The organism is Verrucomicrobiia bacterium (genome assembly GCA_019634635.1).
GTDB lineage: Bacteria > Verrucomicrobiota > Verrucomicrobiia > Limisphaerales > UBA9464 > UBA9464.
Map to the genome: position 1 here is coordinate 1 of JAHCBB010000023.1, position 23512 is coordinate 23512.

Consider the following 23512-nt stretch of genomic DNA (forward strand, 5'->3'; position numbering starts at 1 on the left):
CGGTGGGGCTCGCCTCCCGGCGAGCCGTGAGCATGTGGAGTTCCCACGAGGTCCGCTCGCGGTTCCGCGTATGGCGCGGCAGGAGCCTTGCCCACCGAGTCAAGAGGTCATCGCTCCAATACCGGTGGGGCGAGCCTCCCGGCAAGCCGTGAGCATGTGGAGTTCCCACGACGTCGGCTCGCGGTTGCACGTACGGCGCGGCAGGAGCCTTGCCCTACCGAGTCAAGAGGTCGTGGCTCCAATACCGGTGGGGCGAGACTCCCGCGAGCCGTGCGCATGTGGAGTTCCCACGAGGTCCGCTCGCGGTTGCACGTACGGCGCGGCAGGAGCCTTGCCCCTCCGAGTCGAGAGGTCATGGCTCCAATACCGGTGGGGGCAACCGGAGCGGACGACACGCCATCGTTGCGGTGGATGCATTTGCCGGTGTGGGGGACGGTGGTAGTCTGCGGTCACCTGTGAAGAGTTCATCAATCAAGTCGCGTGACGCCGTCGCCGCGCTCACGGACAAACAGAACGAGCGGGACCATCGCCAGTTGCGCATTGATAAGGTGGGTGTGCGGGGCCTGCGGTTCCCCGCCCAGGTGCGGGACAAGGATGCGGAAACGCTTCAAAACACCGTCGCGACGGTGGGGCTCTTCGTGGATCTGCCGCATGAATTCAAGGGCACGCACATGAGCCGTTTTGTCGAGGCCCTCAACGCACACGGCTCGGTGATCCACGTGGAGAGCATCCCGCAGATCCTGCGCGACCTGCAGCAGCGTCTCCATGCCCAGAATGCGCACCTGGAGCTCGAATTCCCGTTCTTTCTGGTCAAGCGCGCCCCGGTGTCCGGCAAGCCCGGCGTGATGGATTACACCGTCCGGTTCGACGCCGCGATGCTGGGTCCCGAGTACGACTTTGTGCTCACCGTGAAGTGCAATGTCACCACGCTCTGTCCATGTTCCAAGGCAATCTCACGGTTCGGCGCCCACAACCAGCGGGGCGAGGTCACCGTGCAGGTGCGGTCGAAGGAGACCATGTGGATCGAGGATCTCATCGCCTTGATCGAGTCCTGCGGCAGCAGCGAGATGTACTCGCTGCTCAAGCGTGAAGATGAAAAAGCCGTGACGGAGCGGGCCTATGAGAACCCGGTCTTCGTGGAGGACCTGGTGCGTGCGGTGTCCGTGAAGCTCAACGAGCAGCCGGCCGTGATGTGGTACAAAGTGGAGGCAGAGAACTACGAAAGCATCCACAACCACAACGCCTACGCGTGCATTGAGAAGGGTTGAGCCGGGTGGCGCCGGGATCCGGAACGGCGATTTCGTTGCTACTCCGGGATCGTGGCCGCAGTCGTTGGGGTGGGCCCCGGAGTGATGCGATATCGAGGTGTTTCTTCATCGGGCGACCAGACGTGCAACACACCGTCCTGTCCGCCCGCGACGACCCAACGGCCGTCCGGGGTGACGGCGAGTGCCTGGGTGAAGTCCTCGTTGCCGGTGAGTTCGCGCTGGTTCTCACCGTTTCTGGCCAGTACCCGCAGACCCCGGGCTCCCGACGCTGCGATCCAAAAGGGCGTTGCCGGCAGGTGCGCGATGCCGGTGACCTCGCGAGTAAATCCGGTGGCCTGTCCAATCCGCTTTTCGGCCCTTAGGTCCCAGAAGTTCACCACGAGATCGGCTCCCGCGGTGGCGAGGATCAACCCGTCGGTGTCCCACCCCAGCGACAGCACGTGTCCGGCGTGGCCTTCGAGCAGGCGCACCTGTCGTCCGGACGCCACCTCCACCAGGCGGGCAAATCGGTCGGCTCCGGCGCTGGCCAGCCATCGGCCGTCCGGGGAGAAGGCGAGGGACGCCACGGTGTCGCTGTGGAGCGCCGGCAGGCCGAAGACGGGTTTGCGGGACGCGGCCTCCCAGAGCCACACTTCGCCACTTCGGGTGGGCTCCCCGCCCCCCGCAGCCAGCCAGCGTCCATCGGGACTGAAGGCCAGGGCCAGCACCCGGTCCACCGGAGCCGTTGTCGGGCCGCCGGTGACCGAGTCGCGCAATCGCCAGCGCGGTGTCAGGTCCAGCGACCACGTGCGCTCCGGGGCCGCGGCATCGCCCACCAGGCATAGGTCGTCTGTTGCGAAAAAGAGCACTCCCATTTGTAACGGCTCCGGGACCTGCCAGGAACCCAGGAGATTTCCGCTCGAAGCCAACCGGATGACCACCCGGCCTTCGGAGTCGAGGGTGGCAAGCCGGCGTGAGTTCGGTGAAAAGGCGGCTGTGCGCACCCGGGGTGCATGGGCGAAGGCGTTTGTGGCGGCCGCTTGCGCCGCCTCAGCGGCACGCCACTGCACGGCCAACTCCCGCCGGCGCCAGGACGCAGCGGCGTGCTGGCTCGCGGCCACGATGACGGCGTCGCGCGCGAGCGATTCCTCGTTGGCCGCGGTGGAGGCCTTGAGCGATGCGGTCCGGTCGGTCTCCCCGGCCCGGGTCACCGCGGTGGCGGCGCTTTTGCGACGCTCCTCGAGCGCCAACACCGGTGCCGCATTGGTATCGCCGCCAGCCTGCCGCAGGGTCTGTTGGTATTCGTGGTCCGCCCGCGATTGCTCGCGGATGGCGTTCGCGAGTGCGGACTGGCCGGCCTGCCGGTCTGCCGTGGTCTTTCGCACGGCTTCCCGCGCCTGTCGCTGCCGGATTTGCTGTACGCCCACCTCACCTTCCGTCTTGCCCAAGTGTCCGGTCGCCAGTTCCAGCTGGATGGCGGCCCGTTCGGCGGTCCGGCGGGCAGCTTCCGCTTTGGCCTCGAGGGCGGCGTCCCCGGAGAATGCCGCCAACGGCGCGCCTTCGGCATCGAACAATTCCAGGATCGCCTTGGCACCCCGGCCCAGAGTGCGCGAGCCGTCCGGCGCGATCCAGGGTCCCTTGCGATGGGCGGCGGGCGGGTTGGTCAAGGGTGCGGCGCGGATCCATTCCGGCGCGACCCGCTCCCACCACTTGATTTCGCGGAAGCCGCCCGAGACAAGGGTGCGGCTGTCGGGACTGAAGGCGAGTGAATGGACGAGGTCGCGGTGGGCGCCACCGGACTCCAATGCGAGGTCGGTCAGCAACGCGACGCGTCGGGCCGTGGGCAGATGGATGATCTCGATGCGATTGCCGCGACCCGCAGCGGCAAACTGGCTGTCGGGGCTGACGGCAACGGCGAGGATGGGTTCGAGGCTGGCGGCCAGAGGTCGCCAATGGATCTCTTCTGTGGGGTCCCCAGTGTCCAGGGCCCCCTCGTTGATCCACAGGGCGAGCAATCCAAGCTCGGAGGGTGATAGGTGGGTTGCATTGACCTTGTTGTCCTTGGGCGGCATGCGCGGTCGTTCCCGGTGCGCGGACAACCGGAAAAGCAGGGACGCGTCGGACCGGCCCGGGATCACGGCGGGACCGGATTCGCCCCCCCGGAGGATGTCCGCCGCCGTCTCCAGCAGCAGATCGGCCTTGGGCGTCGTGCGGTTGTGGCACGGAAGGCAGTTCACCTGCAGGATCGGGAGGATGTCCCGGTGAAATTCCACCGGACCCGTGTGGTCGGGTTGGGCGATCTCCAGTTCCTGCGGCACGGCCCGGCAAGGCATGAGCGTCAGCGCCAGTCCGAGCGTGACGACGGCGAAGGCCGGATTCGAATTCATGGTGCGGGGGCGTTTGTGGGCGCAACTGACGGGATGCGAAGATCAAACGGCGGCGAATACACCCGGAAGGTCACGTCCCTTGGTTTCGCACGTTCTTCGGCCGCCTGGCGTCGGTCCACGACCGCCTTCCGGTGTTCGTCGAGCGCGGCCTTTTCGGATTCCGTCGCTGCGGCAAGCGCTTCCTCCACCTGCTGCAGCGCCTCTTCAGCCTGAGCGAGGGCTTCGGGGTTGTTCCGGTACCTGCCCGTCACGTGGCCCTGAAGCCAGACCCGGTGCACCCCCTCGGGAAGCGCCGCATCACCGAGGCGGATCTCCAGCGTGGCTTCGGAGGCCTTTTCGGGGACCGGTGCGTCACGTGCCTTGTCCAATTCGGCGCGGCCGCCCATTCGGAGCGAGAAGGCTCCGGCAAAGCCCTCCTGCCTCGCCACGGAAATGGGCACCCGCACCTTGCGGTCGGGCCCTGGTTCGACGGCATCGGCCGTGGTCACGGATATTCGCACTGGCGCCCATTCCGCCTCGCATACCGACAGGCGCGGCTCGCGCGCGAACCGGACCGGCACGGCCTGGTCGTTGGTGTCGTCCACCGGTCCCGTCACCGCAAAGACGGCGATCTCGCGGAGGACTCCGGAATCTGCGGTCGCGCTGCCGGTGATGACCGGGACCGCCGTACCAACGGCCGCCTCGGACGCGGTCAGCGACACGTAACCCACCGCCTGGCCGGACGGGATCCGCGTGACGTCCGCAGTGACTCCGGGCGTGAGCCCGCTGGCTGTGAGCTCAATCTCGCCCTCAAAGCCGTCGTGGCGCAGGGCGATCACCCGGATCAATTCCGTCTGGCCGCGCCGTATCACGGGGGACAGCGCATAGAGGGAGCGGTCATTGTCATTGGCGCCCACCGGTTGGATGGGCAGTGCCACGAGGGAAAAGCCGGGGGCAGGTCGCCGCACGGCGAGGCGGTAGGGATATTGGGGGCTGTGGGCGGCGCCATGGAAGAGGTCACGAACCAGGATCCGGTAGGTGCCGTCCTCGGGCACCTCGAACCGGCCCGCGGGATCCCGGCAAAAGGTGTTGAACTCGGGTCCGTCCAGGTTGGCCTCATGATCATTCAGCTCGGCGATATCGGCATACCGCGGCTCCGCCTCGGGTATTCGCGAGGGTCGCCGACGTTGCACCACGGCGAATGGATCACAGGGAAACCCCAGTCGCTCGGCCCAGAGCTCGATCCAGTACACCTCGCCCTTGCGCGCCTCAAAGGTCACGCCGCTGATGCCACCGCGTCGGGGAAACAGCCCACAGTATTCCATGGGCAATGTCACCGACGTCAGGGAATTGCCACGGGCAAGGTCGCCGGGTGGCGGACAGACCACCGGATTGCGGGTGACCGGGAACAGGATGGGCGCAGGCAATGGGCTTGCTTCCGTGGGCTGCCACGGGAGCAGGCGACCCGCAAGCGAGGCGGCTGCCGGATGCCTCAATAGGGCAGCCGACACCGGATCCCACGCAGCCTCACCCGAAGCCACCACTTCAACGGTTTGTTCTTCGAGGACGCGTCCATCCACTCCGAAGAGCGGGGAGGGGCGTCCTCCGGCGAGGTTGCGTCCGAACAAGCGCACGCGGTTGGTGACCCCAGGCTCCAGCATCAAGGGAAGGGTGAAATCCACCCGGGACGCCTTTGACACGCTGAATCGGAAGCATCGGTCGTCTCCGCCCTGATGGGTCAGATCCCGGAGCTCAATGAAGACGGGTCCCGATGCCGGCATCTCGAACTCCATCCAGTCCCGGCGCACCTGTTGCCGTTCCTGGTCAGGCGCCTCCACGAGGCGCAGGCCGGCTTCGAGGCGGGAATCCAGTTCGACCGCCTGCACGCGGGCGATCCATCGTTCACCGGGGGTTCCTCCCGCAAAGCGGAACCAGAGGACCTGCGCCGGTGGCAGGCGGCCGTTGATGATGGTTTCCGGCGGCAGGTTGCAGGCGGCGGACAGGACTGTGTTGGTGGCGTCGAGGATCCATTCCGCACCCGCCCCGATCGCGAAGGCCCTGGGGTTGGAGACCCCGAAGCGCCCGGCGACGGCGACATCCACAATCCCGGGGCTCATCCCGGGCGGCACCGTCACCTTGAAATGACCGGGCGCATCAGCCGCCGACGTGGCGCGGATTCGTGGATCGGAAAAGAGGAGTTCGCTTGCTTCGTCGAGATCGGCACCGGCCACGATCACCGGGGTCGTCGCACCGGCCGGGGCACCAGGGGGGAACACCGTCAGCAGGCGGGCCTGGGGCAGGTCTGCGGACAGCCACCATGGAGCTGCAATGGCGGCCACAAAGGCCATTTGCCGGCCGAACGAGGCGGACCTTGTGTCGCTGCGCGGCAGGCCCCCCGGATTCGGGATCACCTTGAGGGAAGCGCCCTCGCAATGGAACCGGCGGCTGAACACGCCGACAGGGACTGGGGAGATTCCGAAAAATTCATCCCGAGGCTTTTCCAGCCGGTGTCATTTCACCGTGTTCACCAGCGGGGCCAGTCCCTGGATCCGCACCTCAAGGCGGTCGCCTGATTCGATGGGCCCGATCCCGGAGGGGGTGCCGGTGAGGATCACGTCGCCCGGCAGCATGGTCATGTTGGTCGAGATGAAGCTGACCAGGTCGAAGCAGTTGAAGATGAGCTGGCTGGTGTTGCTGTTCTGGCGGAGCTGCCCGTTCTGGAAGAGCTGGATGTTCAAATCGTGGGGATCAATCTTCGTCTCAATGTAGGGTCCCAACGGGGTGAAGGTGTCAAAGGACTTGGACCGCGACCACTGGCTCTCGCTGTTCTGGATCGTGCGGTCGGTGACGTCCTGGGCCGCCGTGTAGCCGAAGATATACCGGGCCGCAGCCGCCGGGGTGACATTGCGCATGCGGCGGCCGATGACGATGGTCAGTTCGGCCTCGAAGTCCGTGCGGTGATTCGAGAACGGCACCTCAATCTTGGCGCCGTCGGGGATGAGCGAGGTCGGGGCCTTCAGCCAGAAGAGGGGCTCCTTGGGCAGCGGCTTGCCGGTTTCCCGGGCGTGGTCGGCATAGTTGAGCCCGACCGCGATGATCTTGGACGGAACCACCGGCACCAGGGTCTTCACCCCCTTGAGCGCCGTGGGCTTCTTCTCGAACGACGGCGACCCGTACACATCCCCGATCAGCTTGAACAACTCCCCGTCCACCACCTTCGCGTGAAAGATCTCTTCGCCTTTTTGGAACCGACCGATTGCTGCCATGACGCGCGAAGGGGTATCAAATTCCCGCTTGACGGAGCAAGGTGAATCCCAACCGCCGGGCTTGGGATTGGGCCTTGCCGTTCCAACACTCCTTCGTAACCTTGGCCCATGGCGAATGCCGGGAATTCCAAGGCGACGACCCCCAGGCCGCAAAAAGCCCTCCTGCTGGGAGTGGGGCTCGATTCGGACGGCCATAAGCGGATCACGACCGGCAAGAATTTTGCGCTCGTCGGCGGCACGGCGGAAACACATGAGGCCATGACGGAGAAGGCGATCAAGATCAACGAGCAGCTCACTCGTCGCGGCAAGGAACTCCACGAGGTCAGTCGGGAGGAGTTCCGGGACATCGCCCACGAGGTGGGCCTTCGTCCAGGTGCCCCCGCGGAATAGCCGACCTTCCGTCGGCTGAACCCACCCGTACCGAAGCCCGAGGATCCCCCGGCCGGGCCGGAGCCCTTACAAGCCCAGCCAGCGTGCCACGAGGTCGCGGCCCCCGAACACCCACGTCATCGCCGCGAGCGCAATGTAGGGACCGTAGCCCAGCCGTCCGGAGAGCGTCTGCCGTCCGGCGGCGATCAGCACCCCGGCCACCACCGAGCCGATGACCGCACTGAAGAACAGCGAGAACACGGTGCAGGGCCATCCAAGAAAGGCGCCGATCGCGGCCATGAACTTGACGTCCCCGAGCCCCATCGCCTCCCGGGGAAGTTCGATGCGGTCGGCTTCGGCTTCCAGATATGGCTCGTCTTCGGCATTAAACTCCTCGCCGGCGACCCGCACCACCGGGGGGGTCGCGGCCAGCAGGACCTCCACCCGACAGTCCCGGTAGCACCGGTCGGCGAGCTCCAGGCGGCGTGCCCGGAGCCGGACGGCGTCCGACCGCCGGTAAAAAAGCTCCCCATACGCCACCTCGCCGCTCGGCAGGTGAAGTCCCGTTTCGAGAAAACGCACCCGGCTCCCCTCGGGCAGCTGGATTCGTTGGCGGCCAAACACCAGCTTGCCCAGTCGCAGCACGGTATAGACCAGGCTGGCGCCCACCAAGATGCCCACGCCACTGCGCTTCATCGCCTCCATGGGGCTGTCGGCCTGTTGCAGCCCCGGGATGACCGCCGAAAGGAGGAAGCCCGCCGCCACGCCGCCCAAGGTGATTTCGTCGGGAATGATGAGGTGATCCAGGTCAATGAACGTCGCTGCGATGAACCCCGAGAAGAGCACGCAAAGCCCCACGGCAACCCAGGGATCCGTGTACCCAAACACCAGCCAGGTTGCGAGGAACAGGCCGCCTGTGAGCGCCTCGATCGCCGGGTAGCGCCACGAGATTGGGAGGCCGCAGCAGGCGCTGCGGCCGCGCAACAGGAACCACGACAGTACGGGCAGGTTGTAGCGCAGGGGGATGCGGGTCCGGCATTGGGGACAGCGCGACGGTGGCGTGATGACACTTTCGCCCAATGGGAGGCGATGGATGACCACATTGAGGAAGCTGCCCACAATCAACCCGACCGCCGTGAAGGCCAGGGTCCAGATCGGGTGCGGAATGCCGAGGAATTCCGGCTGCCAGAAGTCCAGGGGAAGCCCCAGGTAACGGTCGGTCATGACGCGGCTCCATACACCTCGGCCTCCAGCGCGCGGCGCATCACGTCCACGGGTGCTGGCCGGCCGGTCCACAATTCCAGCGCGGCCGCCCCCTGGTAGAGCAGCATCCCCAGGCCGTTGGCCGTCCGGCAGCCCGCCTCACGCGCCGCGCGGAGCAGCGGCGTCTCGGCCGGCCGGTAGATCATGTCGAAGACCCCGTCGGCCCGGCCCGGCGGAAAGCGCGCAGTATCCAGCGGCAGCGGGTCGCCCTCGCGCAATCCCAGGGACGTCGCATTCAGGACCACCTCCACATCGCTGTCGGGATAGCCCACATGCACGTCGGTGGCGGGTGCCCGCGCGGCCACTTCCCCGGCGAGGGCCTCGGCGCGGGCGCGGGTGCGGTTGACCAGCCAGAGCTCGCCCACCCCCTCGTCCGCCAGCCTCAGGGCGGCCGAGCGGGCGGCGCCTCCGGCGCCCAGCACCAGCACCCGGGAGGCTCGCAGCTCGATCGCGAGTGCCTCGCCCAGGGAACGCACCAGCGCATCCGCGTCGGTGTTGAATCCGCGCGCCCGCACGGGGCCGGACGGCTCCCGCATCTGGCCGACCGGCCGCCAGACGCCTTCCGGATCCTCCGCCTCGAAGACCACGGTATTCACCGCCCCATAGTCGGACGCCGTGGCATCGAGACTGTCCATCAGCGGTGCCGCCAGCTCCTTGTGGGGCACGGTGAGATTCAGCCCCACGAATCCCATGCGCCGCGCCCCCTCCAGAGCCGCGCCCAAGTCCGGCGCGCCGACCGGACAGGCCACGTACGTCCAGTCCAGAGCCAGCGCCTGCAGGGCGGCATTGTGCATGGCAGGCGACGCCGAATGGCGGACGGGCGAACCGAACACGGCGAGCAGCCGGGTGCGGGCGCCAGGGGATGGCCGGAGCGGGGGCGTCATGCGCGCGCGAGAGCCTAGGCGGGCCGTCCCCGGTGAGAAGCCGGAACTCGACCGGGGACGTGTCCCTGTTTCGCCTGAGCGACCCGGTGCCGGCTCAGTGCCGGCGGAAACGCAGTTGGAGATCCACCCGCCGCGTTTGCCCATACTCGATCGGCGGCAGATCGGTGAGCGTCGGCGAGGTCGTCTCCCGCAGGAGCGACTTGCCAAGCGCCTGCAGTCCCGTCCAACGGGGCCAGTCCGGAAACCCGGCGTGGACCACCTGACGCAACAGGCTCCGCCATTCAATGATGATCCGGTCCACGTCGCCGGTGCCGAGGAATTCGGTGGCAAATCGCCCCTTGGCCATCGGATCCCGATGGATGGTGCGCACCACCACGTCGGCACCATCGCCGTAGCCGGGGGGCACGCCGGAGTCGAGATAGCCGGGGACAGACGCGTTGCCATAGGCGCCGCGGCAGGTCATGGCCAGCCGCCCACCCCAACGGTCCTCGGGACCGCTGAAGCGGTGTCCGGCATCCAGATTTGCCAGGTCGTACACGAGGTCATCGAGCGGATACGCCTCGTCCTCCAACGCCGCCGCCACCGCGAGTCCGTCGCCTCCGTGGAATACGCTCACCACCCGCCCGCGGCGTGTGGGATTGCCGGCCGGATCCACCAGGCCCAGACGGCGCCACAGGAGGGCGGTCCCCACCGCCGTCGGCAGGCGGCGACACTCCGGCACAAGCGGACACGCCCCGCAGTCCTCGGGGACAACCTCGCGTTCCCGCGCCCGCCAGAGGGCCACCCCGTGGGCGTCCACGGGGACCTCCAGCGGCTGCGCCCCGAGGCTCACCAGGGCCAGGATCTGGTCGGGTTCCTCGACCAGGCGCACGACCGGCAGTCCTTCCGCCTCAAAGGCCCGCGTCACCAGCGGCACCACGAGTGAACGCCAGACCTCCAGTCGCGTCTCCCGCCCGTTCCACCCGGTCTGGCGCCGGATCCATCCGGTGAGCCGGATGCCGTCCGTACCGAAGCGGTCCGCCACCTTGACCGAGCGGCCGTAGCGTCCATCGGCCAACGTGAGCAGCTCGCCGAAGCCCGTCTTTTGCAGGGCGGCGGGTTCGGTAAGGGCCGGACGCAACCGCACGGTGACCGGCGAATCCGAACCGCCCTCGGGTGCGGGTGCGGCTGCCCGTGCGTATTCCGGGATCATGATGGTGTCGAGCCGGCGCTCGGTGCGACCCGGCATGGGCTGCCATTCCCCCCGCGAATTGAGAAGCTGCCGCACGCGGCGCCGCACGTGACGTGCCCGCTCGGCGTCGGTCTTGAGTCCGCAGGGTGCGTCCGGGTGCCGCAGCGCCGCCTCGACGCCGAGAAAGATCGGTCGCGTTGTGAACAGGCGTTCCTGGACGCGGACCGCCTCGGCGAACGGGTCCAGTCCCCGAAGCGCCGCGATGTGCATCACTCCGAGCAGTGCGCCCCAGTCCACCAGTCCGCTGCGGGTGAGGTGTGCGGCATGCCCGTCGTGCAGGCGGAGGCCATTGGGACCGACAAGGACGTAGCCGGTTTCGTCGAGTCCGCGCCGGCCGGCGCGGCCGAACATCTGAAGGATCTCGTCCTCCCGGATCGGGGTTTCAATGCCATCGCGGCGGTACGTGGCATCGGTCACGGCGACGCTGCGGAGGGAGAAGTTGATTCCGGCGGCCAGTCCCATGGTGGCCACGACGACGCGGAGTTGTCCGGCCTTTGCCAGCGGTTCGACGACCCCGGCGCGCGCGGCGTAGCTGAGTCCGCTGTGATGATAGGCCACCCGGGCCTTGAGCATGCGGGCGAGGTCTTCGCCCACGAGGCGCCGCTGGGCGTCGCTGACCGGGAGCGGCTGGGGATTCGGGAGTTGCCGCGCCAGGTCGCGGGCCAGCGCCTCGGCGCTCGCGCGGCGCGGGGCAAACAGCAGGATCGGCCCGAGGTTCTCGGCGAGGGCCTTGGCGCAAAGCCGGGGCCACAGGCCCCGGATTTCAGAGGGCAAATGCCAGGTGAGGTTCGACGCGAAGACCTCCTCCAGCGGGACCGGGCGGATCTCGTGTCGCACGAGGACCGCCCGCCGGTCCAGCCGGCGCAGCCATGCCACCACCTGCTGGGGATTGGCCACCGAGCCGCTCAGCAGGAGCAACTGGGTGTTGGGCGGCGCCATCGCGAGGGCCAGCTCGTAGTTCAGGCCGCGGTCGGGATCGCCGATCATCTGGTACTCGTCCACGACGAGCAGCGCCGGGCCTTCGCCGCGGATGAGGCGCTGTTTCTGGGTTTCCAGTGTCGCGACGATCACAGGCGCTTCGAGGTTTTCGGAGAGATCCCCGGTCGAGATGCCCACGTTCCAGCCGCGCGCCCGCCACTCGGCGAGTTTGTCGTTGGCCAGTGCCCGTGTGGGCACGGTGTAGATGGCCTGCCCGCGGGGTTTCCCGTTATTGGACCACAGCTCGAAGATGAGCGTCTTGCCCGCGCCGGTCGGGGCATGGACCACGACATCCTGTCCGTCCCGCAATGCGGTCACCGCCTCCTGTTGCCACAGGTCGGGAATGGTCACCCGGCCCCATTCCGCAGTGGCGGGCTCCCGGCCTGGCCCTGTTCCTGTTCCTGTTCCTGCATCAACCCCCTGCACACCGCGACGATACCCCCGGGGTCCGAAAGAACCAGCCTCCGTCCCGGGGCCGGTGCGCCGCCGGCTGTTCTTCCCTGACGCGCCCCCACGGATCCGGATGGGATTCCGGTGAATCTACGGGGCCATCTCGGTCCCCCTCCTTATCCACGTTGACAGCACAGGCCTGAGCCATCGTCTTCTGGGAATCCGGCGCGACCGTCAATCGGCCGTCACACGGAAGAAACGCGCTCTGGAGGCCGCGGGGATGATTTCGGAAAACTCCACGACACCCTGTTCGTTGGCGGCGCCTTCCCCGGCCTTCTGCCAGAGTGGCGGAAGCGAATCGGCAACCTGCAAAGCATAGGTGTGTCCGGGATCGCCCGTGAGCGAAATCCGGAACACGACGTCCGTACCCGCGGTGGTAGAACTCGGCACCAAGATGAGTTGCTGCCCGGAGGAATTTGGCAGCGGCACGGGTCCGATACGCAGCAGGATCGGAGTGTAGGCCGTCGCGGAATTAATGGGAGTTTGCGACCGCTGATAAGTGATGCAGTAGAGCTGGCCATCACCACCATGCAGGAGTTGCTTCGGTCGGACTCCGGTCCTCGGTTCGGCGTTTTCGGCGAATTCGTGGAGCGTCTCGAGATCGGAGCCATCCGGACGGATTCGGAACAGGGTGCCGTTGAACTGGGCCCCACCTCCCGGATGGGCTCCATACAGGTACCCGTCGCCGCTCTCGGCCACGCTGCGGTACCACTGCGTGCTGCCCGGACCGGTCGGCAGGAATTGGTACCCATCACCGCCGGGCCGCAGTTTGAACACGCCCCCGACGTTTCCAGAGCCACCTCGGGCCGCCTGCCCATACAGGTAACCATCCGTTGCCAGCACCAAACCGCTGTCCGGTTGGGTCCCGAGGCCGTTCCCGGTGAATTGGTGGATGGTCTCGAACCCCGAGCCGTCCAGGTTCAACCGGTACACCGTGCCAAGGAACTGGCTCCGGTCCGAGGCGGTTACCCCGTAGAGGCGTCCCTCCGGACCTTCGAGCAGGAGGCCGCGCGGGAACTGTCCATCCGACGTGGGCCGCTGGAACCGAGCCAGAATTTCGAAGGCGCCTCCGTCCCGGTTGATGCCGTATACGGCTCCCAAAGGACTGCCGGTTCCCGTCACTCCATACAGCCGTCCGTTGCCGGCCTCGATGAGTCCAAACGGAAGCACGGTTTGATCCGCCGCGACGGTGAATTGCTTGAGCACACGATAGCCGCTGCCATCCGGCCCGACGGCAAATACCCGCCCTTCCGACCGTTGATCTCCGGCCACCCCATAGAGGATCGAATCGGAACCAAACACCAACCCTGTGGGATTCTCGCCATCCCCGGCCAATCCGGCGAAGGTGTGCAGGATGCTGAAACCGGAGCCATCCCGTCCCATGCGCCAGAGCACGCTTCGCTGCTGCTGGCCCGCGTGACCGATCCAGCCGTAGAGCATTCCATCCCGCCCCTCGATCAGGCCGGTGTTCTGGGCGATGCATTCGTATCCGGCAAACTCATGGATCCGGCTCAGCACGGGCTGCGCATCCACCTGCTCGATGCCGAGGCCGTGCAGCATGAGCGAGGTGGAAAGGGCTCTGGCGATCGAAGAGAGGAACATGACGGTCCGGGGGTGTTCAGAACTCAGCGTCTGATATTTCTCCTGAGGGTGCATGGACCTACCACCCGATCCACCCCGGGGCAATGGTGGAATCCGGGGAACATGGATTCCGAAATGTGGAGGCGATTGGGGCGCGGCGGGTGATGGGGTCAAAATCTTGGGCACCGGCCGGGAGCCCCGGAGTGGGTCGGCGGCTTGGTGCCCTGGTCGTGGAGACACCTCACCCGGGGCGAGGCGCAGTCGGGGATTGGAATGGTAAGGCCCGTCTTCGACAGGGCCTCTCTGCATCAATGTTCACGAAGCTGCCTCTCATCCGGCTGGGCCACCCTTGTCCGCTCCCGGCGTAATGACCAAGGGGGCGGTTGCTGACCTCCGGCAACGCTTGATTCCGCACCATTCATGGGGCCAGCGGGCCGGCGCGCGCCTCACCATGACACAGCCCGGAAGAAGCGCGCAGGCAGGACGTTCAGCCGGCCGTCGCGGAGGGTCGCCGGTGTTCCAGCAGGCAGTTCCAGGCGGTCAAAGGAGCTCCAGCTCATCAAATCTTCGCTGACTTCAACATGCGTCAACCGACCGGGGGTTCCGGAGACATTGAACTGGATTTCGCCTCGGTCATTCACCTGGAAGCCGGACAACGACAGCGACGAGCCCGGCGGCAAGGGCTGGCCGTCATTCAGCGCGACCAACCCGAAGACGCCGGGCGAAACCACCTGCTGCGAGAACATGAAACCCGGCTCCAAGCCAAGCACCGTGACGACGGGGTAGGTCCCCGTGAAATTCTCCTCAAATTGAATGAAGGGAAACGACTGGCCGGTCTGCGGCATGATGCCCGCGAAATAGACCTTCAATTCGCCGCCGGTGATCACCACGCCCCGCCCCACCTCGAGACGGTCGTTGTTGGGCAGCGCGGCGCCGGTCACTTCGACGATCAACGTTCCGCCCGACTGCACGAAGTCGCCCGTGATCACGACGCGCCGGCTTTCGCCCGAGCCGGGTGAAATGGTTCCCGGCGCGACCACTTCGACGTCTCCCTCGATGGTGCCGCTGCCGTTGAGCCGGCCATTGTCCACGCGCACGACTCCGCCGGGCGGCGCACCGGCACTGCCCACCTTCACGCCGCCTCCGTTCAGCGAAATGACAGCCGGCTCGATCAGGGTCAACGAGGCGGTGGAGACATCGGTCTGCAATTCAAGCAACGCTCCCTGCCCAAGCTCGATCCGGCCGTTCCTGATCCGGATGCCTTCCGTGGTGCGCACCGCCGACAAGTCGCCGGTGATCGTGACGAGCGAGTTTTGCCCGTTTGCGCCGACATCGAGCGAATGGGCCAGGACTTCGCCCCCGTTGCTCACCGTCAACCGTCCGGCACCCGCGATGCCGATGCCCAGTGCGCCGTTGCGCAGATCAAACCGCGAATCCGTGCCGTCCACCAGCAGACCGCCGTCGCCAACCCCGTCATTCGATGCCGGGGTCACCGCCGCGAACGGGTCGGGACCGGCGAACTCGAGCACGCCGCCATTGCGCACCTCGACCTCGCCCTGGCCCGCTTCGCCAGCCAGCAGTTCCTTCGCAATACGGACCTTCGACGCGCCGGTGGCCCCATCGACGACGAGTTTGTTGTCCGCGCTCGAACGGCCGAGGCTGATCTTTCCAGCGAAAACATCCGCCCCGCCGTTGACCGACAACTGGCCCTGTCCGCCGGCGGCGGCACCCATGCGAATTTCACCGGTGACCTCCACCTGTCCGGCCGTCAGGAGGGTGACCACCCCTTCGCTCCCTGCATCGTGACCGACCTGGAGACGACGCACCTTCACTTCCGCCTGATTCGCGACCGTCAAGGTTCCTTTGCCGGCGCGTCCCACGACGATCTCGGGCGCAGCCGTCGCATCCAGCAGGGAGGCGGCTTGTGAAACGGTGAGCCGCGCGTCGCTCCCCGGGGCGTCGCCGATGCGCAGCGAACCGGACGGTTTCAAGGCCATCATCCCGCCACTGGAGACGGTGCCGTTGATCAACCCGGGAACATGACCAATTTCAGCAAACCAAAGGAGGGCTCGTCGAAGTGCAGGTTGCCGGCGTTCACGGCCCCGCCGTTGCGAACGTTCACGCCGGCCGTCGGCCGGACTTTGAACAGCCCTGAGACGTTCCATTGGGATCCCGCGCCGTCTACAAACGTCCGGTTGCCGGTGGCAGAGGATCCGGCCTCGGCGTTGATGTTGTTCAACACACTCCCGGATTCGAGTTGCACCGCTTCGTCGAAGTACTCGCCGATGTTCAAGACACTGCCGTTGAGGCCGATCATGTGTGCGAATGCCGGCCACCCAAACGAAAGACCGGGAGCGGCTTCCCGCTCCCGGTCGTGCGGCACCTGATCCGGGCCTTTAGGGCACGAGCTGGAAGAACAACGGCGATGTGGCCGGTGTGGTGACGTAGGGACTGGTGGCTCCCGTGACGTCGGTCCAGGGCCCGTCCAGATCGGGAGCGGACTGCAGCCGGGGCCCGGCGCCCGTGGAGGTCCACGTGAGCGTCACCGTGTCCCCGCTGCGGCTGATCTCCATGCGCGATCCGGCGGGATCCGCGTTGCTGGTGAGAATCTCGACCCTCAATCCCGTGTATCCGATGGCGTCCACATTCTCGACAATGAAGTCGAGGGTGTTGACTCCGGCCGTGAACGCGACCTCCGTGCCCTCAATGGCGAACGGGGTGTAGGCGCCGAAGCCCGGACTCTGGGGATTCCCGGTGGAAACCCCGTTGACGAGGATGTCCCGGCCGGCGTTGTCGCAGGCCCACTGGCCCCGGATGACCACCGATCGCGGATCCAGTCCCGTGAGGTCCAGCTCCGTGCGGTAGGTGTAAAGTCCCACCGCGCCGGCCACCGTGTTGAACTCGGGCCCGATCCACTTCGACGTGGCGGTGTTCAGCAGCCAGGGGCCGCTGACGATGGGAAACACCGTCGAATCCTGGACGATTGCCGCCGTGGACTCGATGTGGGGGTTCACGATGAGCTCATAGTGCGTGTCGGTCTCGCCGTCCGGCAGGGATGCGTGGGTGTCATCCACCCCGGTGTTGAAAAGGCCCGGGACCCGGCGGTTCACCGCCAGAGGCACCGCGGTGGTCGTCACCGCGCCTGCGATGTTGGTGACCTGGAGCGTGTAGTTCCCTTCCGCAGGCTTCTGGAGATCGGTGAGCACCAGGGCCGGCCCCGTCCCCTGGGGCACGGGCACGCCATCCCGGAACCACTGATAGCTCAGGGGCAGGCTGCCCAGGACCTGCGCGGAAAGCGTTGCAGAACCGCCGACATAGGCTGCGGCGCCGGAGGGGCTGCGGGCGATGAACGGAGCCGTGTTGGCGGGGACAGGGACCACCGCCACGTTGTCAATCAATGCGGTGGTGTCGCCGCCCCCGGGGCTGCTCTTGGTGAACACCAGGTCCAGGGATGTGGCCGACGCGGCGAAGACATCACTGAAGACCTCCCGATAGCCACCCGAGGGCACCGTGTGCTCCGGCACCAGGACCGTGCCTCCCAGCGACACCTCGAGGGCAGGGGTTCCGGACGCCGCCCGCGCATTCTCGTAATAGTGCAGGTAGTATTGGGCTCCCACCGTCAGGCCCTCGACCGCCCGGCCGAAGGTGACGGGCACGTCGAGGGACTGGAGGAAAGCCACCTGCCGGCCGTGGGGAATCCGCCCGTTGTCGGCGAACGGAGACTCCCCGTTCTCAATCGGATTGATGCCGCTGTTCTCCGGCGCGCTCTGGAGCCAACCGGTGATCGGCACGTTGGGTCCGGGCGGGGTGCTGGCGTTCCCCGGATTGTCGCCGCTGTATCCCGGCCATGAGAGAAACGAATCCACCTCGAAGCTCGAGTTGGGCAGAGGCACCCCGACGACCAGGCGGACGACGTCGTTGGTCACCGAGCCGAGCGTATTGGACACCACGACGTCATACTCGCCGACATCGGCGGCGCTGGCGGCGGGAATGGTGTGGGTGCTGGAGGTGGCGCCGGGGATGTCCTCGCCGTTGAAGCGCCACCGGTAGGTGGGGGCGGGAAACCCGGAGGCGCTCACGCTGAACTCCACGGGGAGCCCTGCGGAAACCGTGGCACCCGTCGGCGGCACCGTGATGCCGGGCGCGACGTTGCGGCTCACGGCCTCACGGTTGCTTAAGCCGTAGATGTGGATGCTCACGTTGACCGGGTTCATCGGGGCGATGTTGAGCACCACGGCCCCGCTGGCGTCGGCCGTGTAGCGGTAGGACAGGCGGATGCCGTTGTTGTCGTCAAACTCGTCCTGGTTCCGCGTCAACCGGTCGTCCCCAACGCTGAAGGTGGCCCAGCGGGCGGACGTGGTCGGGCTTTCCCATCCGGCCGAGAACAGGGTGGCCACGTATTCCGTCCCCGGAGTCAACCCCTCAAGGGCGATGCTCTGGTACTCGCCGGCATTCACATTGGCCCCGGAGTAGATGAAGTCGGTGGCCAGGCCCCTGCTCCCTCCGGTGATGTTGTTCGCGTCGCCATTGAACACATTGCCTAACCGGGTCGCGGCGAATTTGCCCGCGACGCTGGGATTGGGCCCGCCCACGCCGACGAAGGGCACGCCATTCACCACCGACGAATTGCCGGTGCCGAAGCTGTAGGCATGGGTGTAGACATACTGGTTGTCCACGCCGGAGGTGCCGTCGTCCGTCCACGGCTCCACGGTCCATCGCCCGCTGCTTTCCGCGATGGTCAGGTTGTCCATCAGGAGCGTCTGACCGCCATCCGCATCGTTGACCAGTCCCAGGGCCGCGGTGGCCGCCGCCGCGGTGAACTCGAACGCGACGTGCTGGTACGGGGCCGTGCCGCTGACGGAATAAACCGACAGGGCCATGATGTCGGCGGAGTCCACGGTCACCCGCAGGATGGGTGTCCGCGCCGTGGTGGCGTTGACGCGCAGGGAGACCTTGTAGGTCGTTCCGGCGGTCAGGCCGGTGACGGTGGTCGCCAGGGTGCCGCCACCGGCCAGGAAGGCCACGGCACTGCCGTCGGGAATGGTCCCGTTGTCGGCGAAGGTGCCGTCCCCTCCGGCCGGACTCAATCCGGCCCCGCCCGGGAAGTCGGTGGTCCAACCGGTGATGTCGCCATTGTCGATCACATAGCCCGGGGCGACGGCGAAGCTGTTGGCCTCAAAACTGGGGTTGGGAATCGTCTGGCCAAGGGCCGCTGAACTCAGGAGGCACGTCGCCAGTCCGGCGACAGCGACCCCCATGCCCACGGCAGGGGTTTTAGGAAGGATTCGTTGCACAGATCACTCGCTTGTTGGTTTTCGTTGTTGTGATTTATGCCTTCGGACAGGCGATGACCGCTGGGTTCGGAAGCATCGGAAGGTACAAAGGCGGGGACGAAGAAATCGGTGGCACATGGAGGGGAGGTTAAATCAAACACAACATCCTGTGAACAAGCGCTTTGTTCCCATTTCCGCCCCGGGCATCGCCGGACCAACTACTGGTAGAGTGCCTCCCGTTCAGCGCGATTCTCCGGGGACACACTCCGGGCGGCGTCCACGTTGAATCCGGTGTGCTTCCAGCCGCGCATGCGCTCCACCAGTTGGGGGGGAGATCCGACGCATCCGCAGGAGTTCGGCGAAGATCCGGTCCCGAAAGGCGGACTCCAGAATGGCGTGGGCGATCTCGGGAGCCGGGTGCCATTGGCCCTCAGAATACAGCACCCCCTCGGCCACGAGGGCATGGATGTGGGGGTGGAAGTCGAGGTATTCGCCGAAGGTGTGGAGGGTGAGGAGGAAGGCGGGGCGTCCGCGAGGCAATCCCAGGGCGGTGCGGAGACGACGGGGCGCAGGGGGCCCAGGCGGGGTTCGTAGGCGTCGGGATAGCGGTCCACGAAGGTGTCGTGGTGACGCTGGACACACTGCCACACCGGGGATTTGCGGAGGTTGCGGGACCGGTAGGTTTTCATGCCCGGCTTCCGGGGATTCGAACGTCCGGAAGCAAAGGGCAGTGGAACCGATTGCGGGAAGGCGGGGCATCGGCGGATTTGGGGAGGACGATTGGTACAAGCCCGTCTTGAATGCTGTCAGTGGGGGGCGAATGCCGTTTCAGCGACCATCATGATGACAGAGCGGCCAGGGGTAGGCGCTCCGCGGACAGCGGGAGACAGGGTCCGACAGCCCAGGTGGACGTTTGCGGCAGTCCATGGATCGGCTTCGCGTGAATGCGAGGCCTGCGGGGTCGGGAAGGGTCGGTTGCCGCCGCGGACGGGGCCTATTTCGGCGGCTCGGGTTTGGGAGCCGGCAACAGGGCGAGGATGTCCTGCTGCTTCAGGTACCAATCGCGCAAGGTTCGCGAGAGCATCGAGTCCTTGAATTCCTTGAAGTTTCCGATGTTCAAGGCGCCTTCCACGTCCTCCTTGAGATGCTTGTTCAATTCGGCCTTGGCATCGAGCGCCCAGCCGCGGAAGGAGCCGGTCTTGTCGTTCAAGGCCTTGGCGGCGGCGAGGCGCGTTTCGTGGTCGAACCGGTAGTCCACGACCTCGACGATGCTCTTGTCCACCTTGCCCTTGAGTCGTCGGGCGTCGTCCTTGGCCGTGAGGATCCATCGGGCAAAATCCATGATCCTCTTCTCCAGCACCGCCGTGATGTCGTCTTCGCCGATGGCCTCATTGGCGGCCATGCCAAGGTCGCGGGGCGCGTCCTCCAGGCGGAGCCCGACCTGCTTGAGGACCTCGCGTTCGAATTCCTCAAAGTGAAGTCGTGCGCGGTCGGTGATGAGCGCCTTCTCCTCGGGAGTGAACGTGTACCGCTTTTCGTCGAGGCCGACGAAGTTGGTGTATGCCGGCGCGTCCAGCAGCCGCTGAAGCCTTGCGAGCAGGTTGGTGGCGGCGATCTGTTCGACCACCGGTGCGTCCTTCGGGACGTCCTTGAGTTCGAGCTTCAGGTCGAGCGGCAGGAAGCCGAAGAGCGCGCGGTCCACGCCGCCGAGGCGCTCCAGCTGCCCGTTGAGCGACTTCCAGTGCGCCCGGGCCCGGTCCTGCTGGTTGAGATCACCGATGAAGTCGAAGTCATTTTCCACCCGCAGCGAGCGGGTGCCGGCACGGAACCAGGCCAGCATGTCCGCGAACCGGGTCGCGACCGCCTGCGCCTCGCTGCGAGGCCGGAGCGTTACCTCGGCCAGCGGCACCCGGTCGCGCGGATCGCGCGGGGCCCGGGCCGCAATGAACTCCTCGATCGTCCGGTTGGGCAGCAGGCGAAGCGTCTCGGCCAGTTCAACGTAGGCGCCGACGACCGGCTCCGTCCCGAAATCGAAGCGACGGAGATCGCCGTAAACGGGCACCTGGTCGTCGGTGCCGAAGAGCATTCTCCCCTCGCGCGGTTCTTCGCTCTCGAAGTAGCCCCAGCGGATCGCTGCGCGATCGTGCGGGAGGGGGCTGGACTGCGTGCGGATCCACCAGCCGACCTGAAGGGCCGCCTTGAAGGCGATGTATTCCATGGTCGAGGTCGAGGCATACCGGTTGGTGTAAGCGTCGAGGGATTCGCCGGCGACGTAGGCGTTGAACCATTCGTCCAGTTCGCGGTGGTTCAGCGTTGCGCCAAGGCTGCCGGCAAAATTGTGGCGCAATCCGAGGACATGCCCGACCTCGTGAGCGACCACCTCGCGCACATAGTCCTGCGACGCCTGCAGCACCGCCTCGTCGGTCAGCGCCTCGTCGGCCAGCAGCTCCTGGAGGCCATGCGCGTATTGCATCGCGAATTCGATCGCATGGACCTGGCAGACGCCGTCTGAGCTCATCCAGGGAAAACCCCCGGGTGCGTCCGGCGCCCCGGGGGTCCGGCCGTCCCTGGCGTCGGCGGCGATCCCGCGCAGGGCCCGCAGGAGCGCCCGCACCCGTGCCTTGCTGCTGAGGGCGAACACGCTGGTCATGTACGCCTGGCCGTGCTGCGACTCGCCGTTGCGCGGATCGAGCAGGAGGTCCGCGTACGCAAAGCCCGCGTTGTCCCATGGCACCCATTGCACGATGTTGTACCGCGGGTCGGGTGCGGTCACCCCCTCGGGCGCCACCCCGGCGGTGAGGAGATTCGTTCCGAAGGCGCGATTCCAGTAGAGGATGCCGTCCTTCACGGCCTGGACATATTCAGGCGGCGTGTTGGCGCTCAGGTGGAAGGCCAGCGGCCGGGAGAGGTTGAAGCGCGCCATCTTCGGGGACGCGCGGCCGGTGGTGTCCTCAAGTTGCGCCTGCGTCTCGAAAAATCGCGCATAGCGCAGGTCCGTCGCCGGTGCCTCCCGGCCCGGATTCGTCCCGGGCGTGTACGGGGTGAAGAAGTAGCGGACCTCGAACCGCTGCTCGAGGTTGGGGTCCTGCTCGCGGTCGCGGACCTGGACGCTTTGGCGGATGACCAGCAGGTCGTCCCGCTTTTCCGCGGCGAAGACCCGCGACTGGGGGATTTCCAGCGACTCGTCCCGCGACGCCATCGCGAAGCGGCGGCTGCCGGCATACCAGATGTCCGTGTACAGCCGGCGCATGCCCCGGTTGAAGTCAATGACAACCTTCGTGTCGTCCTGCGCCACGATGGGAAAGGTGGTGAGCAGGCGCCGGGCGGGCAGATCCCGGGTCACCAGAAGGCCGTCCGTGGATTCGTAGAGATCCACGCCGTCATGAAACGCCTCGAACCGGACGATTTTTCCTGACAGCCCGGTGCTGGTGGCGGCCAGGGCCTGGGGAATGCGCGAGGCGGACATCAGGTGGTCCCGGCCGAGTGCCGAGCGCGGGATGACGAGCGTGAAGTCGGTCCCGACGGAAATCTCCAGTTTTGCGGCACCTTCCGGCTGTGCCGCCACCGGCGCCACGAGGCAGAGGATCAGGAGGATGAATCGGACGCCAGCGGCGGCGATGGGGTCCGGAAGCGATGCGGCTTTCATGCGGTGAATCAAATGGTGCGGGCGTTTGCCGCGTTGGAGGACGCTAGCGATCTCCCCGCGGGGTTGCCACTGCCACGATTTCGTGACGTTCGGCGAGAGCCGACGGAAGTCCTCCCGGCAAGGGTCCGCAGTCCCTCGGACTCCGGGTCGGCTCCCGTCCCGGGAGCGCGCGGGAGTTCCAGAGGATGCATGGAGGAGTCCGGCCTTGTTGAGCCTGCGACGTTCGGCATACGCTCCGCCTCCATGAGAAAGCCCAAAGGACAAACATCGGCATCCGCCCTGCGCGCGCTCACCCGTCCACCGCGCGGATCCCTTCGCCTGCAGGACCAGGAGCCCTCATTGAGCCCGGCGGGGTGGTCCCGGGAGATTCTCGGAGGGGCCATGCCTGAAATCCGGGAGGCACGACTTCGCTGGCCGCTGCCGTTTGAAACATTGAGCCCGAGCCGGACCGTCGGACGACCGGGAACCAATCTGGCGCTGATCCGCGCCACGCAGTTCGACAGTCAGGAGAGCTCCTCGTTTCCGACCGGATTTGCGTCGTGGGAGACCGGAGAACCGGGAATCATTCTCACCCGCTTCAAGTCCGAATCTTATGGGTATTCGGGTGTTGGGACGTTTCTGTTCTCGTTCACCGTTCGCGCGGTCTCCAATCCGGTCGGATTCCGGTTCCTCGCCCTCGGTGGTACCCTCGTCGGAGCCGCCACCGTGACCGTCCCGGCGAATGCCACCCGAACCGTCACCGCAACGATCACCGACCTGCCTTCGGCAACGAGTGCCGACCTGTTCCTCGAACAGATCAGCGGAAGGGCATGGCTCTGGTTCAAGACGACCCTCCGTGAGCCGGGTCTCGTGGTGTGGCCACCGCCCGACATCGTTCTGGGCTGAATGACCCGCGGAACTGAGGGCCACCGAATCAAGTCCCGGCGGATTCATCGGCGACCATCATCCGGTTTCCTCT

At 66.6% G+C, this 23512-nt stretch carries 15 protein-coding genes; 3 read left to right on the forward strand and 12 right to left on the reverse strand.

The window, feature by feature from the left end; genetic code table 11:
* Positions 1-455 precede the first annotated feature (455 nt).
* Positions 456-1268, forward strand: a complete 813-nt coding sequence (locus tag KF791_14535) for a GTP cyclohydrolase I FolE2 (GenBank protein ID MBX3733795.1) — start codon at positions 456-458, stop codon at positions 1266-1268.
* Between the two features lie 38 nt (positions 1269-1306).
* Here KF791_14535 and KF791_14540 read toward each other — a convergent pair whose 3' ends face one another.
* The 3 genes from KF791_14540 to KF791_14550 all read right to left on the reverse strand — a co-directional run bounded on the left by KF791_14540 (position 1307) and on the right by KF791_14550 (position 6879).
* Positions 1307-3634, reverse strand: a complete 2328-nt coding sequence (locus tag KF791_14540) for a hypothetical protein (protein MBX3733796.1) — start codon at positions 3632-3634, stop codon at positions 1307-1309.
* Positions 3631-5961: a hypothetical protein gene (locus KF791_14545; protein MBX3733797.1), complete on the reverse strand. Its 2331-nt coding sequence runs from the start codon at positions 5959-5961 to the stop codon at positions 3631-3633. The genes KF791_14540 and KF791_14545 overlap by 4 nt, the downstream gene beginning before the upstream one ends.
* Before the next feature lie 162 nt (positions 5962-6123).
* Positions 6124-6879 (reverse strand): fumarylacetoacetate hydrolase family protein, encoded by a 756-nt coding sequence (locus KF791_14550; GenBank protein MBX3733798.1) that lies wholly within the window; start codon positions 6877-6879, stop codon positions 6124-6126.
* A 108-nt stretch (positions 6880-6987) separates the two neighbouring features.
* Between KF791_14550 and KF791_14555 the strand changes: the two genes are divergently transcribed.
* A complete protein-coding gene (locus tag KF791_14555) occupies positions 6988-7269 on the forward strand; it encodes a hypothetical protein (protein ID MBX3733799.1) in 282 nt (93 codons plus the stop codon).
* Positions 7270-7335: 66 nt separating this feature from the next.
* Here KF791_14555 and KF791_14560 read toward each other — a convergent pair whose 3' ends face one another.
* From KF791_14560 to KF791_14600, 9 genes are all read right to left on the reverse strand, one after another.
* A complete protein-coding gene (locus tag KF791_14560; GenBank protein ID MBX3733800.1) occupies positions 7336-8472 on the reverse strand; it encodes a prepilin peptidase in 1137 nt (378 codons plus the stop codon).
* Positions 8469-9395, reverse strand: a complete 927-nt coding sequence (locus KF791_14565; GenBank protein ID MBX3733801.1) for a shikimate dehydrogenase — start codon at positions 9393-9395, stop codon at positions 8469-8471. The genes KF791_14560 and KF791_14565 overlap by 4 nt, the downstream gene beginning before the upstream one ends.
* 94 nt (positions 9396-9489) lie before the next feature.
* Positions 9490-12030 (reverse strand): DEAD/DEAH box helicase, encoded by a 2541-nt coding sequence (locus KF791_14570; GenBank protein ID MBX3733802.1) that lies wholly within the window; start codon positions 12028-12030, stop codon positions 9490-9492.
* 198 nt (positions 12031-12228) lie between these two features.
* Positions 12229-13656, reverse strand: a complete 1428-nt coding sequence (locus tag KF791_14575) for a hypothetical protein (protein ID MBX3733803.1) — start codon at positions 13654-13656, stop codon at positions 12229-12231.
* Positions 13657-14081: 425 nt separating this feature from the next.
* A complete protein-coding gene (locus KF791_14580; GenBank protein ID MBX3733804.1) occupies positions 14082-15665 on the reverse strand; it encodes a hypothetical protein in 1584 nt (527 codons plus the stop codon).
* Positions 15662-15952 carry a hypothetical protein gene (locus KF791_14585; GenBank protein MBX3733805.1) on the reverse strand — a complete coding sequence of 97 codons (291 nt, stop codon included), beginning with the start codon at positions 15950-15952 and terminating at the stop codon, positions 15662-15664. Before KF791_14585 ends, KF791_14580 begins: the two co-directional genes overlap by 4 nt.
* Before the next feature lie 79 nt (positions 15953-16031).
* On the reverse strand, positions 16032-18893 hold the full coding sequence (locus KF791_14590) for an immunoglobulin domain-containing protein (protein MBX3733806.1): 2862 nt from the start codon (positions 18891-18893) through the stop codon (positions 16032-16034).
* 255 nt (positions 18894-19148) lie between these two features.
* On the reverse strand, positions 19149-19448 hold the full coding sequence (locus tag KF791_14595) for a transposase (protein MBX3733807.1): 300 nt from the start codon (positions 19446-19448) through the stop codon (positions 19149-19151).
* Positions 19449-19902: 454 nt separating this feature from the next.
* Positions 19903-22554, reverse strand: coding sequence for a zinc-dependent metalloprotease (locus tag KF791_14600; protein ID MBX3733808.1), 2652 nt, complete (start codon positions 22552-22554; stop codon positions 19903-19905).
* Between the two features lie 243 nt (positions 22555-22797).
* On the opposite strand from KF791_14600, the gene KF791_14605 reads away from it, so the two are divergent.
* On the forward strand, positions 22798-23439 hold the full coding sequence (locus KF791_14605; protein MBX3733809.1) for a hypothetical protein: 642 nt from the start codon (positions 22798-22800) through the stop codon (positions 23437-23439).
* The last annotated feature ends 73 nt before the right edge of the window (positions 23440-23512 follow it).

Coding starts and splice junctions, on each gene's coding strand:
- KF791_14575 (MBX3733803.1), bottom strand. CDS start 13,656: ATGTTCCTCTCTTCGATCGCCAGAGCCCTTTCCACCTCGCTCATGCTG.
- KF791_14550 (MBX3733798.1), bottom strand. CDS start 6,879: ATGGCAGCAATCGGTCGGTTCCAAAAAGGCGAAGAGATCTTTCACGCG.
- KF791_14585 (MBX3733805.1), bottom strand. CDS start 15,952: ATGATCGGCCTCAACGGCAGTGTCTTGAACATCGGCGAGTACTTCGAC.
- KF791_14600 (MBX3733808.1), bottom strand. CDS start 22,554: ATGAAAGCCGCATCGCTTCCGGACCCCATCGCCGCCGCTGGCGTCCGA.
- KF791_14605 (MBX3733809.1), top strand. CDS start 22,798: ATGAGAAAGCCCAAAGGACAAACATCGGCATCCGCCCTGCGCGCGCTC.
- KF791_14555 (MBX3733799.1), top strand. CDS start 6,988: ATGGCGAATGCCGGGAATTCCAAGGCGACGACCCCCAGGCCGCAAAAA.
- KF791_14560 (MBX3733800.1), bottom strand. CDS start 8,472: ATGACCGACCGTTACCTGGGGCTTCCCCTGGACTTCTGGCAGCCGGAA.
- KF791_14565 (MBX3733801.1), bottom strand. CDS start 9,395: ATGACGCCCCCGCTCCGGCCATCCCCTGGCGCCCGCACCCGGCTGCTC.
- KF791_14540 (MBX3733796.1), bottom strand. CDS start 3,634: ATGAATTCGAATCCGGCCTTCGCCGTCGTCACGCTCGGACTGGCGCTG.
- KF791_14545 (MBX3733797.1), bottom strand. CDS start 5,961: ATGGCCTTTGTGGCCGCCATTGCAGCTCCATGGTGGCTGTCCGCAGAC.
- KF791_14590 (MBX3733806.1), bottom strand. CDS start 18,893: ATGGGGGTCGCTGTCGCCGGACTGGCGACGTGCCTCCTGAGTTCAGCG.